Source organism: Salinispora vitiensis (genome assembly GCF_000378825.1).
GTDB lineage: Bacteria > Actinomycetota > Actinomycetes > Mycobacteriales > Micromonosporaceae > Micromonospora > Micromonospora vitiensis.
The window spans coordinates 2,108,734-2,124,170 of sequence record NZ_KB900388.1 but is presented as its reverse complement, the minus strand read 5'-3'; the positions used below and the strand labels follow the sequence as shown (position 1 = coordinate 2,124,170).

Annotated in this window: 13 protein-coding genes; 3 read left to right on the top strand and 10 right to left on the bottom strand. The window is 72.7% G+C overall.

Features of this window, described 5'->3' with window-relative positions:
* Positions 1-73 precede the first annotated feature (73 nt).
* From SALPAC2_RS0109750 to SALPAC2_RS27290, 4 genes are all read right to left on the bottom strand, one after another.
* Positions 74-985 carry a TIGR01777 family oxidoreductase gene (locus SALPAC2_RS0109750; RefSeq protein WP_018216476.1) on the bottom strand — a complete coding sequence of 304 codons (912 nt, stop codon included), beginning with the start codon at positions 983-985 and terminating at the stop codon, positions 74-76.
* 71 nt (positions 986-1,056) lie between these two features.
* Complete coding sequence (locus SALPAC2_RS0109745) at positions 1,057-3,237, bottom strand: FUSC family protein (RefSeq protein ID WP_018216475.1); 2,181 nt, start codon at positions 3,235-3,237, stop codon at positions 1,057-1,059.
* A 21-nt stretch (positions 3,238-3,258) separates the two neighbouring features.
* Entirely contained in the window at positions 3,259-3,591 is a 333-nt protein-coding gene (locus tag SALPAC2_RS24675) for a hypothetical protein (RefSeq protein WP_018216474.1), read from the bottom strand.
* Entirely contained in the window at positions 3,588-3,923 is a 336-nt protein-coding gene (locus tag SALPAC2_RS27290; RefSeq protein WP_162561325.1) for a hypothetical protein, read from the bottom strand. Before SALPAC2_RS27290 ends, SALPAC2_RS24675 begins: the two co-directional genes overlap by 4 nt.
* 297 nt (positions 3,924-4,220) lie before the next feature.
* On the opposite strand from SALPAC2_RS27290, the gene SALPAC2_RS0109735 reads away from it, so the two are divergent.
* The gene (locus SALPAC2_RS0109735; RefSeq protein ID WP_018216473.1) at positions 4,221-4,487 is read left to right on the top strand and encodes a winged helix-turn-helix domain-containing protein; all 267 of its coding nucleotides are present in this window, start codon (positions 4,221-4,223) and stop codon (positions 4,485-4,487) included.
* 122 nt (positions 4,488-4,609) lie between these two features.
* Here SALPAC2_RS0109735 and sucB read toward each other — a convergent pair whose 3' ends face one another.
* A complete protein-coding gene (sucB, locus tag SALPAC2_RS0109730) occupies positions 4,610-6,400 on the bottom strand; it encodes a 2-oxoglutarate dehydrogenase, E2 component, dihydrolipoamide succinyltransferase (protein WP_018216472.1) in 1,791 nt (596 codons plus the stop codon).
* 66 nt (positions 6,401-6,466) lie between these two features.
* Positions 6,467-7,894: a dihydrolipoyl dehydrogenase gene (lpdA, locus tag SALPAC2_RS0109725; RefSeq protein ID WP_018216471.1), complete on the bottom strand. Its 1,428-nt coding sequence runs from the start codon at positions 7,892-7,894 to the stop codon at positions 6,467-6,469.
* Between the two features lie 140 nt (positions 7,895-8,034).
* On the opposite strand from lpdA, the gene SALPAC2_RS0109720 reads away from it, so the two are divergent.
* A complete protein-coding gene (locus tag SALPAC2_RS0109720; RefSeq protein WP_018216470.1) occupies positions 8,035-8,361 on the top strand; it encodes a hypothetical protein in 327 nt (108 codons plus the stop codon).
* Between the two features lie 79 nt (positions 8,362-8,440).
* Here SALPAC2_RS0109720 and SALPAC2_RS0109715 read toward each other — a convergent pair whose 3' ends face one another.
* Positions 8,441-10,006 carry a leucyl aminopeptidase gene (locus tag SALPAC2_RS0109715; RefSeq protein ID WP_018216469.1) on the bottom strand — a complete coding sequence of 522 codons (1,566 nt, stop codon included), beginning with the start codon at positions 10,004-10,006 and terminating at the stop codon, positions 8,441-8,443.
* A gap of 161 nt (positions 10,007-10,167) precedes the next feature.
* Here SALPAC2_RS0109715 and gcvT point away from each other — a divergent pair, with 161 nt between their 5' ends.
* Positions 10,168-11,292, top strand: coding sequence for a glycine cleavage system aminomethyltransferase GcvT (gene gcvT / locus SALPAC2_RS0109710; protein ID WP_018216468.1), 1,125 nt, complete (start codon positions 10,168-10,170; stop codon positions 11,290-11,292).
* Between the two features lie 57 nt (positions 11,293-11,349).
* Here the strand turns inward: gcvT and SALPAC2_RS0109705 are convergent, their stop codons facing one another.
* The 3 genes from SALPAC2_RS0109705 to SALPAC2_RS0109695 form a co-directional block, all read right to left on the bottom strand.
* Positions 11,350-12,645 (bottom strand): hypothetical protein, encoded by a 1,296-nt coding sequence (locus SALPAC2_RS0109705; protein WP_018216467.1) that lies wholly within the window; start codon positions 12,643-12,645, stop codon positions 11,350-11,352.
* Between the two features lie 64 nt (positions 12,646-12,709).
* The gene (locus SALPAC2_RS0109700; RefSeq protein ID WP_018216466.1) at positions 12,710-13,483 is read right to left on the bottom strand and encodes an adenosylcobinamide-GDP ribazoletransferase; all 774 of its coding nucleotides are present in this window, start codon (positions 13,481-13,483) and stop codon (positions 12,710-12,712) included.
* Entirely contained in the window at positions 13,473-15,419 is a 1,947-nt protein-coding gene (locus SALPAC2_RS0109695) for a bifunctional adenosylcobinamide kinase/adenosylcobinamide-phosphate guanylyltransferase (RefSeq protein ID WP_018216465.1), read from the bottom strand. Before SALPAC2_RS0109695 ends, SALPAC2_RS0109700 begins: the two co-directional genes overlap by 11 nt.
* Positions 15,420-15,437 lie beyond the last annotated feature (18 nt).

The following is a 15,437-nucleotide window of genomic DNA, read 5'->3' as shown; positions in this document are numbered from 1 at the left end:
GTGCGCGGAAGAGTTCGTTAGAGCCGGTCGCCGGTCGCTGTCGTCGCCGCCGCGCCCCGCACCGACTCGCCGTTCATCGGTCCGGCTCCGCCGTGAGCGCGGCGTGCAGGGCGCTGGCCAGATCCGGATGGCGGTAGGTGAACCCCGCCCGGGTCAGCGCCCCCGGCAGGACCCGAGCGCTGGTCAGCGCCTCCTGTGCGAAGCCACCGAGCGCCACCTTGAGCGCCAGCGCCGGGATCGGGATGATCGCCGGACGGTGCAGCTGCCGGGCCAGTTCCCGGGTGAACTCGGCATTGGTCACCGGTGCTGGCCCGACCGCGTTGACCGGGCCGGTGAGGTCGGCGCGGTCAATGGCGAGGGCGGCAGCGTCCAGCCAGTCCACCATCGCGATCCACGGCAGCCACTGCCGGCCGCTGCCCAACCGGCCCGCGATGCCGAGCCGGAACGGCAGCAGCTGCGGCTTGAGTAGCCCGCCCTCGCGGTGCAGCGGCAACCCGGTCCGTAGCCGGACCACGCGTACCCCGGCGTCCTCGGCCGGCCGGGTCGCGGCCTCCCACCCGCGGCAGACATCGGCCAGGAAGCCCGTGCCGGGGCCTGCCTCCTCGTCAACGGCCCGGTCGCCGGTGTTGCCGTACCACCCCACCGCCGACGAGTTGACCAGTACCTTCGGCCGGTCGGCGGCCAGCAGCCCGGCGATCGTGATCGCCAGTGTGGTGGTGGTGTCCACCCGGCTGGAGCGGATGACCCGCCGGTACTCGTCGTTCCATCGGCGGTCACCGACCCCCGCACCGGCCAGGTTGACCACGGCGTCAGCCTCCGCCACCACCGCCGGGTCGAGCTCGGCCGTGGACGGGTTCCACTGCCGTTCGTCGGCGCCTTGCGGCGGCCGGCGGACCAGCCGGGTCACGTGGTGCCCGGCCGCGCTGAGCCGGTCGGCCAGCCGGGTGCCGAGGAAGCCGGACGCGCCGGCCATCAGAATCCGCATGCCTATATTCTCGGATACGGGTGACCAATAGATGCGTTGAGTTGGTCACCTGACCACCACGGGCGTCCGTGCTAGCTGCCCGACGGTTCTGGTGGACCGTTCCCCCGGCCCGGCTGGGCCGGTGCGGGGATTTGGTTGAGGTTTCGACCGAGGTCAGCCAGCCAGTGGTCGACCTCGATCAGGTGCAGGACGTCGGCCCGTCGGTTGTCGCCCTGAATGATCTCGCCGACCTGTTCGACCACACCCGTCGTTGGTTGCGCGACGGGAGCCGCACCGTGCAGGCGACCTCGCGCCATGCGGCGCGCCAGATCGGCGTAGTCGGACCGCAGCCGCTGAGCCCGGCGTACGAGCTGGCCGGTGGGCCCGGGCCACCGGTGCGCCAGCATCCCGTCCTGGTCGCCGGTGCCGAGTCGCTCCGCACCACGGACGATGCGATGCCCCGCGGCCAGGGCCGCCTCCCAGTCCACGTCGGTGGGGCGCGGAGCGGTGTGCTCCAGGTGGTACTGGCAGAACGACGCGTCGGTGAGGACCTGCGCCCGGTGCGCCGCCGCAAGCGCCTGCTGGCCCCGGGCTCGTCCCGCCACCTTCAGGACCGTCTCCTCGATCGCCTCGGCACCCGCGTCGAGATAGGCCGACGTGTACCGGCGGAGCTCACCACCGCCACCCTTCGGCCACATGAGTACGCCGGTGACGAGGCCGATCACCGCGCCAATCAGGACGTCCAGCAGGCGGACACCGGCCAGATGCCAGTCCGTCGGGGTGAGCTGAGCGAAGGCGGCGATCAGCACCAGCGTGAGAAACGCCTGCGCCCAGGCGAGCCCGAGTAGCGGCCCCGCCCACAGGGCCAGCCCCAGTGCCAGGGGCAGGATCACCGCGTACGTCTCCTGCCCGGGAGAGGCCAGCAGCAACAGGGCCCCGGCGGCGGCGCCGACGAGGGTGCCGGCCAGGGCCCGGCGGAACGTGGCCCACGTCTCCGCCGCGGAGGTCCGGAGGAGGCTGAGGGTAGCCAGGAGCACCCAGAAGCCGTGCTCCAGATCCAGCGCACCGGCGACGAACCGGGCGGCGGCCAGAGCGACGGCGAGTCGCAGGGCCCGCTGGAAGAACACGGAGCGTGGGGTGAGGTGTATCCGCAGCCGCTGCCAGTACAGCGACGGGGTGCTCCGCCGTAGATACCAGAAGCTGTGTGGTCCTCCCGGTTGATGGGGGGTGTTGCCAGGGTGGCCTCCCGCGATCCGGACGGCAGTCGCGACGAAGTCCGTGTGCCGGGCCAGCGACCGGACGATCATGGCCACGCGGAGCTTCTCGGTAGTGGCCGATCGCCCACCGTCCGGCTGCTGGTGCTCGCTGGAAACGGCCCGGTCGGGGGACGCCCGCTCTCTTCCCAACAGTGCGTCGCCGGAGTGGCGCAGGGACGCCGCGCAGTCCCGTAGGGACCTCGCCGCGCCCACGTCGGTGCTCGTCGGGTGGGCCTCAAGGAGCCACTCGGCGTGCCGGAACGTCTGGTGCAGGTCGGTAGCCGCGTCCCGCAGCGCGTGGTCTCGCCGGCTCGCCGAGGATGCCCGCTCGGACGGCGGCAGCCGCCACATCTGGGTCTGCTTGACCGCTTCGGCCGCCGTAGCCCGGCGCTGTCGGGCCGCCTCGCCCGCTGCTGACTGCCCGGCCAGCAGGTCCGCGAGCGCGGCCACGAACGAGGCGATACTCCGCGCGGCCCCGCCCAGGCGTCGCGAGGTGGTTGTCGGCGCCGGCCCGGGCCACAGCCACAGCTCTGCTGCCGCGATCAGCACGACGGCAAGCGTCACTCCGGCCAGCCGTTCCGGCAGGGTGTCGGGCTGGTACGGGGGAAAGCTGGCCAGGATGTAGGAGATCTGAAACGCGCCGACGAGGCCGATCAGGCGAGGTCCGCCGACACCGGCGAACGCCACGGCGAACCCGATCACCAGCATGCCGATCGTGGCGGCCCAGGTGCTCACCGCCAGGACGGTTCCGACGGCGATCAGGACCCAGATGACCGGCAGGGCGGCGAGCAGCGTCCGGGCCCGGTGCGCCGACCCGCCCGGCAGCTGGGCGAAGATGCCGGTGGCGATGGTGCCGAAGAGCGCGTACGTGGCCATGATCGTGCTGTTCAGGCCGTACCGGAAGCCGTAGAAGAGGAGGCAGGCGACGAGGGTCACCCGGGTCGCATGGCGGATGACGCAGTAGTCCGGATCCCGTTGCCGAAGCCACTCCAGGGCACGGACGTGTCGCGACCACACATACGAAGCGTATCGAAACGACTACTCGATCCGGACCTTGTTGGCGACGTGTTCGGCGCGGCACCCACCGCCGTTTGTCAGGTCCGCCGGTAGTTCGGGGCCGGACATCCGGCTTCGGTGCCAGCCGAGGAACCGGTCGAAGAGCTGACCCGCGTCCGGCATCTCCCGGGGGTTGAGCGCGTGCAGTTGGTCGGTCGCCTCGTACAGCAGCCCGCCGAGGTAGATGAGCAACGCAACCCGATCGTGGGCGTACTCCCGCAGCAGCGTCAGTCGCGCGGAGCCGCACGGCCACGGTGCGCCGCAGCGTCGGCACAGCCAGAGCGGCCGCAGTGGCGTGTGCGGCCGTTTCGTCACCAGTGCCCACCGTTCGCCCGCCAGGCCTGCGCGAGGGTCAACCGCCCGGCCCGCCCCACCTGTGGGTTGGCCTGGGTCGGCTCGTCGTACCAACGGGTGTTTCGCGGCCTCGGGGTCGGCGGTTCGGTCGGGATGGGTGCGTGCCGGTCCGGGCAGGCGGTCCAGCGTAGGCCGCACGAGCACCAGCGCCGTAGCCCCCGCCAGGTCCGCCGGTGTCGGGGCGCGAGTGGCACCGGCGGGTCGGGTCGCCGCCACCGGGGGAGTACGCGCGGCATGTTTCGCCTCGCCGAGTTGCGCTCCGCGCCGGTCGGTCGGGGTATGGCTCGTGGCATGGCGTCTCCTCTCGGGTCGCGGCACCGGAGGACCGGCGCGCGGAGGGTCCGGGCCAGGACGGTTGACGCCCGGAACTGTCCCCGGGGGTCTGAGGTCCTTCTCTGCGTCGGAGGCTCGGGCAGGGCGTGGCGCCCGACCGACCTCCGGGGGATGGGCGGCCGGTCGGGCGCGTTTCACGGAGTGACCAGCCCGGTTGCAGACCAGGGAGCCGGCCGAGACTCAGCATCACATAAGCGCTTATATAAAGCAAGGCATCGGTGGGCATTGGTTGCAATTACAAGTAGAGGCGTGATCAAATGGCGGTGCAGACCAGGGAGATTAAGATGCCCGCCAAACCCAAGTGGGCGAAGCTCGTTGACCACATCCGTGAGCAGGTTGCGTCCGGTGAGCTCGCTCCGGGAGACAAACTCCCATCAACACGGCAACTCTGCGAGGAGCACGGCGTCTCCGCCATCGTCGTGCGTCAAGCCATCTTCGCGTTGCGTACCGAAGGCTTGGTAGAAGGCGTGCAGGGAGTCGGCGTGTTCATCGCAGAACCGCCGGAGGGTGACAGCAGCGGCTAGTGTCGCTCGTGCCCTGTCCATCGCTTCGCCGACCATATCCGTGCGTCGCCGAGCAGCCGGAGCCCGGAGACGACGGTGGGCCGCCCGGAACACCGGGCAGCCCACCGTCGTCGGGTCGGGTGTTACCGGCCCAGTTCGGCCTCGAAGTTGCCGGCCTCCAGCCGCTCCTTGACCGCGCCAAGGAAACGGGCCGCGTCGGCGCCGTCGATCAGTCGGTGGTCGTACGACAGGGCCAGGTAGATCATCGACCGGACGGCCACGACCTCGCCCAGCTCCGGGTCGTTGACCACGACCGGGCGCTTGACCACGGCACCCGTGCCGAGCATCGCCGACTGCGGCGACGGCACGATCGGGGTGTCGAAGAGGGCACCGCGGCTGCCGGTGTTGGTCAGCGTGAACGTCGCGCCAGCGAGCTCATCCGGGCTGATCTTGTTGGTCCGGGTGCGCTCGGCCAGGTCGGCGACCCGCTTGGCGATACCGCCCAGGTTGAGGTCGCCGGCGTTGTGGATGACCGGCACCATCAGGCCCCGCTCGGTGTCCACGGCGACCCCGAGGTGCTCCGCCTCCGGGTAGGTGATCGTCCCGGCCCCCAGGTCCATCTGGGCGTTGACGATCGGGAACGCCTGCAACGCCTCGACGGCCGCCAGGGCAAAGAACGGCAGGAAGGACAGCTTCACGCCGTGCCGCTGCTGGAAGGCGTCCTTCGCCCGCGCCCGCAGCTTGGCGATCCGGGTGACGTCGACCTCGACCACGGTGGTGAGCTGCGCCATCTCGTGCAGCGACTCGTGCATCCGCTTCGCGATGGTCGTACGGATCCGCGGCAGCTTCTCGGTGCTACCCCGCTTGCTGCTGGGCGCGGGCCGGGCCGCCGGCTTCGCCGCGGGGGCGGCCGGCTGCGCCGCCGGGGCCGGAGCCGCCTTGGCGGCGCGGGCCTGCTCGGCCGCGTCGAGCACGTCCTGCTTGCGGATCCGACCACCCACGCCGGTGCCGTTGACCGTGGCGAGGTCAACCCCGTGCTCACTGGCGAGCTTGCGGACCAGCGGGGTGACGTAGCCGGCGTTCTCCGTGCCACCGGTCGTCGCCGGCCGGGGGGCGGGCGCGGACGGGGCGGAGGCCCGCTCCGCCTTCGCCGGGTCGGAGGCGCTCTCGGCTTCGGCCGCCGGCTCGTTGTAGGAGGCGCCCGGGGTCGGCTCGGTGACCTTCGGCTCGGGCTTCGGCTCCGGCTTGGGTGCCGGCTTCGCCTCGGGCTTGGGTGCCGGCTCCGGCTTGGGCTCGGGCTTCGCCGCCGCACCGGCGGTGCCGACGACCGCCAGTGTCGCGCCGACCTCGGCGGTCTCGTCCTCCGCCACGGTGATCTCCAGGACGGTCCCGGCGACCGGCGAGGGGATCTCGGTGTCCACCTTGTCGGTCGACACCTCGAGCAGCGGCTCGTCAATCTCGACGGTGTCGCCGACCTGCTTGAGCCAGCGGGTGACCGTACCTTCGGTGACACTCTCGCCGAGGGCCGGCATCGTCACCGGGCTGCCGTCGCCCGACGAGCTGCCCCCGCCGGAGGGCGCGGGAGCCGGCTGCTTCTGCTCCGGCTCCGGGCCGGTGCCCTCGGCGGCGGCGGTCGGCTCGGGCGTCGACTGCCGCGGCTCGGCCTCGCCGCCCGACGCCCCGCTGCCGCCCGACGCCTCATCGCCGATCGTCGCCAGCTCGCTGCCGACCTCGGCGGTCTCGTCCTCGCCGACCACGATGCGGGTCAGCACACCGGCCGCGGGGGACGGGATCTCGGTGTCCACCTTGTCGGTCGACACCTCGAGCAGCGGCTCGTCAACCTCGACGGTGTCGCCCTCCTGCTTGAGCCAGCGCGTGACGGTGCCCTCGGTGACGCTTTCACCGAGCCGGGGCATGGTGACCGATACCGGCATTTTCTCCAGACTCCTTCATTCCCCTGATGGGATCGTCGCCCGTCGCCGGACGCCGTGGTTGTCGTATCAGGCGTGCGCGTGCAGCGGCTTGCCGGCGAGGGCCAGGTGTGCCTCACCCAGCGCCTCGTTCTGGGTCGGGTGGGCGTGCACGAGCTGTGCCACCTCGGCGGGGTACGCCTCCCAGTTATAGATGAGCTGGGCCTCACCGATCAGCTCACCGACCCGAGCACCCACCATGTGCAAGCCAACGACCGGGCCGTCCTCGACCCGGACCAGCTTGACGAAGCCGGACGTCTTGAGGATCTGGCTCTTGCCGTTGCCGCCCAGGTTGTAGTTGTAGGTCTTGATCTTGTCGGTGCCGTACTGCTCCTTGGCCTTCGCCTCGGTCAGGCCGACCGACGCCAGCTCGGGGTCAGAGTAGGTGACCCGGGGAATGCCGGCCTCGTCGATGACGGCCGGGTTCTCTCCGGCGATCTCCTCGGCGACGAAGATGCCCTGCTGGAAGCCGCGGTGGGCCAGCTGGAGGCCGGGCACGATGTCGCCGACCGCGTAGACGTTCGGCACGCTCGTGCGCTGCCGCTCGTCGGTCAGCACGTAGCCCCGGTCCATCCGGACGCCCTGCTCCTCGTAGCCGAGGCCGGCGGTGTTCGGGCCCCGACCGACGGCGACCAGCAGCAGCTCGGCCTCGACGGTCTCGCCGCCGGCGATGGTCACGCGAACGCCGCTGTCGGTCTTCTCGACCTTCTCGAACGGCTTGCCGACCTTGAAGTTGATCTTCCGCTTCCGGAAGGCCCGCTCCAGCGCCTTCGACGACTCCGCATCCTCGGCGGCGACCAGCCGGGGCAGCGCCTCAATGATCGTGACGTCCACTCCGAAGGACTTCCACACGCTGGCGAACTCCACCCCGATGACGCCGCCACCGAGCACGATCACCGACGCGGGGACCCGGTCCATCACCAGCGCGTGGTCGCTCGTGATGATCCGCTCGCCGTCGACCTCCAGGCCCGGCAGGCTCTTCGCGTACGAGCCGGAGGCCAAAATGATGTTGCGGCCGGTGTACCGCTTCCCGTCGACCTCGACGGTGTTCGGCGCGACCAGCCGGCCAGCGCCGGCCACGATGGTGATGTTCTTCGCGCCGCGCAGCATGCCCTGCAGGCCCTTGTACAGCCGCGCGACCACCCCGTCCTTGTACGAGTTGACCGCCGCCATGTCGATGCCGACCAACTCGGCCTTGACGCCGAACTGCTCCGACTCGCGGGTCTGGTCGGCGATCTCGGCGGCGTGCAGCAACGCCTTGGTCGGGATGCAGCCGTTGTGCAGGCAGGTGCCGCCGAGCTTGCCCTTCTCGACCAACGCAACGGAGAGGCCCAGCTCGGCGGCGCGCAGCGCCGCTGCGTAGCCACCGCTGCCACCTCCGAGGATGACGATGTCGAAGGTCTCGTTCGGCTCGCTCACGTCCAACTCCCAGGTCGCCTGGCTGCATCGGGGGGTCACGGTGGGGTAATGCGGACACACCCCACCTCGGTCATCTTGTCACCACCACGCCCGGCACGGGTAACGAGGTGCCCAACGACACGTCCGAGACACGTACCCTTGGCATCAGCTTCGATGGTGCGGGTGTGGGGAGACGGCCGGTGGGACTGTTCCGACGGAAGAAGGCACGTCCGGTCAGTCCGGATCGCGGGGTTGACCGGGGTGATCTGGGCCACCTGGAGAACTTCGTACGGACCCGGCGGGGCGTCGAGGCGTACATCGAGCCCCGGACGACCATGACCGAGACCACGGTCATGCTGATCGCCGACGACGGTGAGTGGACCCGCCGCCGGATCGGCGGCCCGGACGGCGCGCGGCGCTTCGCCCACCGGCTGAGCATCCCGGTCTACGACGTGAGCCTGATGGGCTACCCGCAGCGGATGCGGGACTACAACGAACGCCGCAAGCGGCGCCCCGAGTTGTTCTGAAACCCGCACCGACCCGGCGGGTGGTGCAAGCAGGGGCCCTCATACCCGCCCGGCGGGTACGAGGGCCCCTGCTGACCGGTCAGCCCTGGCTGGCGATGTCCTCGATCAGGTGCAGCAGGGTGCGGACGGGCACCCCGGTGCCGCCCTTGGTCCAGTAGCCCGTCGGCTCACCCGAGTGGTAGCCGGGGCCGGCGATGTCGATGTGCGCCCAGGCGACCTCGTCGGTGACGAACTCACGCAGGAACACACCGCCCTGGAGCATGTGACCCGCCCGGTCCATCCCCGCGTTGACCTGGGAGATGTCGGCGACCTCGGAGTCCATGCCCTTGCGCACGTCCTCCGGCAGCGGCATCGGCCAGGTCGGCTCGCCGACCGCCTCGCCGGCGGTACGCACCCGCTCGCACAGCTCCGGCGTGCCCATCACCCCGGCGATCTTCTTGCCCAGCGCGACCACCTGGCCACCGGTGAGCGTGGAGGTCTCCAGCAGGTAGTCGCAGCCGTCCGCGCAGGCCCGGGCGATCGCGTCGGCGAGGATCATCCGCCCCTCGGCGTCGGTGTTGAGCACCTCGACGCGCTTGCCGTTGAACATCGTGATGACGTCGCCCGGCCGGTACGCCGTACCGGAGGGCATGTTCTCCGCCATCGGCACGTACGCGGTCACCGACACGGCGGGCGCGAGCTCCGCGACCGCCAGCATCGCGGCGGCGACGGCGCCGGCGCCGGCCATGTCGGCCTTCATCTCCCACATGCCCTGCGAAGGCTTGATCGAGACGCCGCCGCTGTCGAAGGTGATGCCCTTGCCGACCAGGGCGACCCGCTTGCCGTTGCCGCCGCCAGCCGGGGTGTAGCTGATTCGAACCAGCCGCGGCGGGGCCTGCGACCCCTGCCCGACGGCGGTGATGCCCCCGTAGCCGCCCTCGCGCAGGGCGACCTCGTCGAGCACCTCCACCTCCATGCCAGCCGCGCGGGCGGCGGTCGCCACCGAGTCGGCGAAGGCCGGCGGGCGCAGCTCGTTGGGGGCGGCGTTGACCCAGTCCCGGGAGGAGCGGACCGCGTTGGCCACCGCCTGCGCCCGGGCGACCTCAGCCGTGGCGGTGGCGTCACCCGCGTCCGGGACCGCGACCAGCACCTCCGCCACCGGCTCCCGCCGGGCCGGCTGCGGGCGGGTCTTGTAGCCGGCGAACCGGTAGCCGCCCAACAGGCCGCCCTCGGCGACCGCGCGCAGCGCGGCCGGCGCGTCGGCGTCGTCCGGCAGCGGCAGGGCCAGCGCGACTCGGGCCGAGCCGGCCAGCGCCCGCACCGCGGCACCGGCCGCCCGGCGCAGGGTCTCCGGGGTGGGGGCGGCGCCGGTCGGCTCCGGCCCGAGACCCACCGCGGCGATCACCGGAGCGGTAACCGTGCCGAGCGTGGCGAGCTTGATCACCTCGCCCGGGCCTCCGGTCGCGCCGAGCAACGCCAGCGTCTCGGTCAGTTTTCCATCGAAGGCCGCGGCGATGCTCTCCGCGCCGCTGGCCAGCAGCAGGGTGCCGACGAGGTCGCCGGCCGGCTCTCCGGTCTGGCTGTGCACGCCGATGACGATCGCGTCAACGGCGAGCTCGGCGGGGTCGGTGTCGACGAGGCTGAGGGAAATGGTGGGCGATGTCACTGAAGCTACTCCGGGCGGGCCGGGCTGGTCGCGTCGTCGCGTACCAGCGATGAAGGTCTCCGGCGGACCGTACCCGCCGTTGACCAGGGCTGTCCCGCCAGTGGTGCTGGCGGGTCCCGCCGATGCTAACCAGCCGGGGTGGTGCCGGTAAGTTGCCACCCATGACCGACGTGACCTCCGGCTCCGCCGAAACCCGGCTGCGCCGCTCCCCGCTGCACGACCGGCATGTCGCTGCCGGCGCCAAGTTTGCCCTCTTCGGCGGGTGGGAGATGCCGCTCGAGTACGCGGGGGGCGGGGTGCGCAGGGAGCACTCGGCGGTCCGCGACGCGGTGGGCGTCTTCGACGTGTCGCACCTGGGCAAGGTGCGGGTCACCGGCGCGGGGGCGGCGGAGTTCGTCAACGCCTGCCTCAGCAACGACCTGGCCCGGATCGGGCCCGGCCAGGCGCAGTACACCCTCTGCTGCGACGACGCCACCGGCGGTGTGGTGGACGACATCATCGCCTACCTGTACGCCGACGACCACGTCTTCCTGATCCCCAACGCCGCGAACACCGCCGAGGTGGTGCGTCGGCTGCGGGCCGCCGCGCCACCGACGGTCACGATCACCGACGAGCATGAGGCGTACGCGATCCTCGCGGTGCAGGGTCCGCGCTCGGCCGACCTGCTCGGCGCGCTGGGCCTGCCCACGGAGCACGGCTACATGAGCTTCGCGGAGGGCACGCTGGCCGGGGCCAGCGTGACCGTGTGCCGCACCGGCTACACCGGCGAACTGGGCTACGAACTGATCCTGCCCGCCGCGGAGGCGGGCGGAGTCTGGGACGCGCTCTTCGCCGCCGACGAGCAGCTACAGGCGTGCGGCTTGGCCGCCCGGGACACCCTGCGGACCGAGATGGGCTATCCGCTGCACGGGCAGGACCTGTCGCTGGAGATCACCCCGGTGCAGGGTCGTTCGGGTTGGGCGGTCGGCTGGGACAAGCCCGCCTTCTGGGGGCGGTCGGCCCTGCTCGCGGAGAAAGCCGCCGGGCCCCGGTGCCGGCTGCGCGGCCTGGTGGCGGTCGATCGGGCCATCCCGCGCCCCGGCATGGTCGTCTACCACGGTGCGACGCCGGTCGGCACGGTCACCAGCGGCACCTTCAGCCCGACCCGGAAACAGGGCATCGCCCTGGCCCTGATCGACACCGAGCCGGCCCTGGCCGACGGGGCCGAGCTCGAGGTCGACATCCGGGGACGCCGGGCAGCGGTGAGCCTGGTCCGCCCGCCGTTCGTCAACCCCTCGGTTCGGTAGCTCGCTCCCGGTCAGCCCCCACGCCACCCCCGCCGATCGGTGGGGGTGGGGCCGGGGTCAGACCGGCGGGGCGGGGCGTTCACCGGCATCCAGGACGGCCTGGGTCCAGCCGCCCTCCCGGACCCCGGTGCCGTCCAGGACCGCCCAGTCGACCACGTCGGTCGCCTCCACCACCACCGCCGAGCCGATCCGTACGGTCGGATCCGTGTTGGCGTCGCTGGCGCTGGCACCCTCGATCTGCTCCGGCGTCGGCCAGGAGGTCACCCCGGCCCACACGTACTCCGGGCCGTCCGCCCCGGGCAGTCCGTACTTCACCACCAGCTGCGTCTCCGGTGGTAGTGCCCCGGCGAGGAAGCGGGCGCGGATCTCGCCCAGCGCGGCGCGGGCGGTGGCGACCGCCTGGCTCATCGCGTCGCCGGAGCGGGTGTAGCGCACGTCGGGGGCGATGCCGGTGAAGAGGGTGCCACAGGCCGAGGCGTAGTAGCGGCCGTCCGGCCCGGAGTAGCCGGCCGGCGGCCGCAGGGTGAGGAACGAATCCGCCTCCGGGTCCGTCGCCGGGTCCAGTTCCAGCCGGAGCAGCACCGGGGCGGTGGCCCCATGCTGTTCCGGGTTGCCGTACGCCACCGCGATGTCTCCGCCAGTGACCGTGGCCAGTACGGGTAGCTGCACGAACGCCGGCAGCTCCTCGCCGGCCAGGCCGTCGGTCCACACCCGCAGCAGCCGCCGCGCCGTGCCGGTCATCACCGCGCCCCAGGCCCGGGTGAGGTGGTCCGGCACGCCCTGTGCCTGTAGTTCCAGCAGCCCGAACCGGCGCAACCCCTTGGTGGTGAACCAGAGCCCGTCGGCGTCGGACGAGTACGGCACCAGCACCCAGTCGACCAGCCGGACCCGGCCCTGCTCGTCGGGCAGGGACCGCAGCGCGGTCGTCGGGTCGAGGAACTGGAGCCCGAAGACATCCACCACGTCGCTGCCGGCGGTGTCGGCGACCGCCGCCGCCACCGCCCGCGCCGCCCACTCGTGCGCGGGGGGCCAGCCGGGCTGATACTCGGCCTGCACCACGACCAGATGGGTCGCCGCCGCCAGCCGGGACAGCTGGGCCTCGGTGGCGCCGAAGGCGGTGAGTAGGTCCGGCGGCAGCTCGGGGAACTCGTGGATCGGCCGGGTGTCCACGCTCATCAGTGGGCTGTCCAGCATCTGCTGGGCGAGGGCGTGCACCGGCTCGGCGAGCCGCCCGGTGAGCAGCCGTACCGCGGTCTTCGTGCCCACCTTCGGGAGCCCCGCCATCGGTACCAGGTAGGTGGCGTTCAGCGATTCCGGGACCGGTACGGGCAGGAAGTCGTCCGTGATGAGCATGGGTCTCCCGGATGGCCGTGCCGGTGTTGTCGTGCGTAACGCTACCCGTCGGGGTGGGCGGAGTTCAGCCGGACAAGACCAGTCCCAGGTAGACCAGGGTGGTGACCACCTCGACGGTGGCACCGAGCACGTCGCCGGTGATCCCACCGAGACGGCGTACCACGTGCTGGAGCAGCCAGGCCGCGGTGGCGAGGGCGGCGATGACGACCAGCGGTCCCTGCCACGGACGGTCCGGCACGGCGGCGAGCGCCAGCAGCGCCACCGCGGTGGTCCCGGTGGCGAGGGCGCCGAGCCGGACGGTCCCGGCGACTAGGGCCCCCAGCCCGTCCGGTCGGGCTGCCGGCACCCCGCGCCGGCAGGCCAGCGCGACTCCGAGCCGACCGGCGGCGGTGGCGGTCACCACCGCGGCCAGCGCGGTCGACGTGGACCGTTCGGCCAGCTCCGCCAGCACCGCCGCCTGTACCAGGAGGACGACCACCAGGGCGGTGACCCCGAACGGGCCGACATCCGGCTTCTTCATGATCTCCAGCGCGGCCGGCCCGCGCCGGTACGAGCCGAGTGCGTCCACGGTGTCGGCGAGCCCGTCCAGGTGCAGCCCTCGGGTGAGCAGCGCGCCGGCACCGACCGTGACGCCGGCCGCTACCAGTGGCGGCGCGAAGCCGCCGGCGAGTAGCAGCACTCCGGTGAGGAGGGCGCCGAGCAGCGCGCCGACGGCCGGGGCCAGGGACATCGCGGTGCCGGCCACGGCCCGGTCGATCCGGCCGGCCCGCACCGGCAACGTGGTGAACGTGGTCAGCGCCAGCCGGGCACCGGCGGCGAGCCGCGGTTCAGCCGGCACGCGGGCCGGACGAATCCAGCGGGGTGGACTCCGGATCGGTGCTGGTGGGCCCCGGTCCGGCCGGTTCTGGCTCGCGGAAATCCGGCTCTTCCTCCGTCGGCGGCGCCGGCTCCGGTTGCTCCGTCGTCGGCTCCGACTCCTCCGTCGGCGGTTCCGATTCGTCCATCGGCGGCGTGGCTTCGTCCGACTCGACCCGTAGCGACGGGTGTGCCGGCAGCGCCGCGGCCAAGGCCAGCGCCGACCGCAGCAGCGGCAACGCCACCAGCGCATTTCCGCCCTCGCCTAGGTCCAGCCGTAGGTCGAGCAGGGGAGTGAGGCCGAGCACGTCGGCGGCGAGCTGGACACCGGGGTGCCCGCCGTGGTCGGCGAGCAGGCACCAGTGCCGGGCCGGGCCGGCCAGGTCGCGGCTGACCAGACCGGCCGCAACTCCGACCGGCCCATCCAGAAGTACCGGCAGCCGCCGCGCGGCGGCGCCGAGCAGCACGCCGGTGGCGACCGCGATGTCGCCGCCGCCCACCTCGGCGAGGATCTCCCTGGGCTCGCGGGCCGAGTGGCGGCTGCGGTGCAGCCCATCCCGGACGGCCGCGCAGCGGACCATCCACGCGGCGTCGTCGTACTCGCCGGCCCCGGTGCGCACCCGGGCGAGTACGGCGGGTGGTTCGGCGCCGGCCGTGGCGGCGAGCACCGCTGCGGCGGCGGCGTCGGTGCCGGCGCCGCAGGCGCCCAGCACCAGCAGCCGTACGCCCGCGTCGGCGGCCTGGTCGGCGAGCCGCCAGCCGAGCTGCAAGGCCGCCTCGACCTGGTTGAGGGGGAGCGCCGGGTCGGTCTCGATCGGGTCCGCGGCGGGGGCGTCAACCACCTGCAGCTCAGCACCGGCCTCAGCGGCGAGGCGGGCCCACGCGCCCTGGCCGTCCCGGGCCTCCTGGGCCCGGCGGGCGGAGTCGCCCGGGGCGGTGCCGGCGGCGGCACCGCCCGCGTGGTCACCGTGCACCAGCAGCACCCGGGTGCTGGACCACGGGACGGGCTGCGGAGTGCCCTGGGTGGCGGCGGCGAACTCGACCAGCTGGCTGAGCCCGCCGAAGCCGGCGCCGGGCAGGTCCCGGGTGGCCGCCCGGGACCTGGCCTGTGAGCCGGCGTCCTCGTCGGGCATGGGTAGCTCCAGGCCCGGCTCGATGGCCAGGCCCGGCTCGATGGCCAGGCTGGTCGCGGCCACGGGCGGCACCAACCAGGGGGCGTCGGCGCCGGCGGTGACCGCGGCCGGTGTGGGCGGGGCGCTCGGGGTGAGCACCTCCGGTAGCGGCGGCGGTGCGAGGACCGGGCCGGTAGCGGCTCTGCTGTCGGCGGCGGCCGGCGTGATCTGCGCCGGGACGGCGGCTGGGCGGGTCGGTGGGGGCGGTTTGAGCCAGCTGGGCTGGCCGGCGACCACCAGTACGACCGTGTCAACCGCGTCGGCGATCGCCCGGTTGGCGGTGCCGAGCGCGTCGGTGAAGGCCCGGCCGAGCGGGGTCGTCGGCACCAGCGAGAGGCCAACCTCGGCGCTGACCAGCACCAGCCGCGCGGGGCAGGAGCGGATCGCCGCGACCAGCACGGCGACGGCGGCCGTGGCGTCGCCGGGTTGGTGGGCGGGGTCGAGGAGAGCCGTCACCCAGCCACCGACATCGTCGATGAGCAGCGTCTCGGCGGGCTGCGCGGCGGCCAGCAGCTCCGCCAGCCGGTGCGGCTGCCCCGCGGTCTCCTCCGTGGTCCACGTCGTCGGCCGGCGAGCGCGGTGAGCGTCGAGGCGGGTCGCCCACTCTTCGTCGTCGGCGCTGGTGTCGGCGGCGGTGGCCACATACCGGACTGTCGGCGCGTCGGCTACCAGGGCCTCGGCGAACTCCGACTTTCCCGACCGGATTCCGCCGAGTACCAGGACCGTGTTCCACCCGTCAATGGACATGTCCGTACCTTAAGGCCG

Excerpts from the sequence above, each read along its gene's own strand:
- SALPAC2_RS0109750 (WP_018216476.1), bottom strand. The coding sequence starts at position 985 with ATGCGGATTCTGATGGCCGGCGCGTCCGGCTTCCTCGGCACCCGGCTG.
- SALPAC2_RS27290 (WP_162561325.1), bottom strand. The coding sequence starts at position 3,923 with ATGCCACGAGCCATACCCCGACCGACCGGCGCGGAGCGCAACTCGGCG.
- SALPAC2_RS0109735 (WP_018216473.1), top strand. The coding sequence starts at position 4,221 with ATGGCGGTGCAGACCAGGGAGATTAAGATGCCCGCCAAACCCAAGTGG.
- sucB (WP_018216472.1), bottom strand. The coding sequence starts at position 6,400 with ATGCCGGTATCGGTCACCATGCCCCGGCTCGGTGAAAGCGTCACCGAG.
- gcvT (WP_018216468.1), top strand. The coding sequence starts at position 10,168 with ATGACCGACGTGACCTCCGGCTCCGCCGAAACCCGGCTGCGCCGCTCC.
- SALPAC2_RS0109705 (WP_018216467.1), bottom strand. The coding sequence starts at position 12,645 with ATGCTCATCACGGACGACTTCCTGCCCGTACCGGTCCCGGAATCGCTG.
- SALPAC2_RS0109695 (WP_018216465.1), bottom strand. The coding sequence starts at position 15,419 with ATGTCCATTGACGGGTGGAACACGGTCCTGGTACTCGGCGGAATCCGG.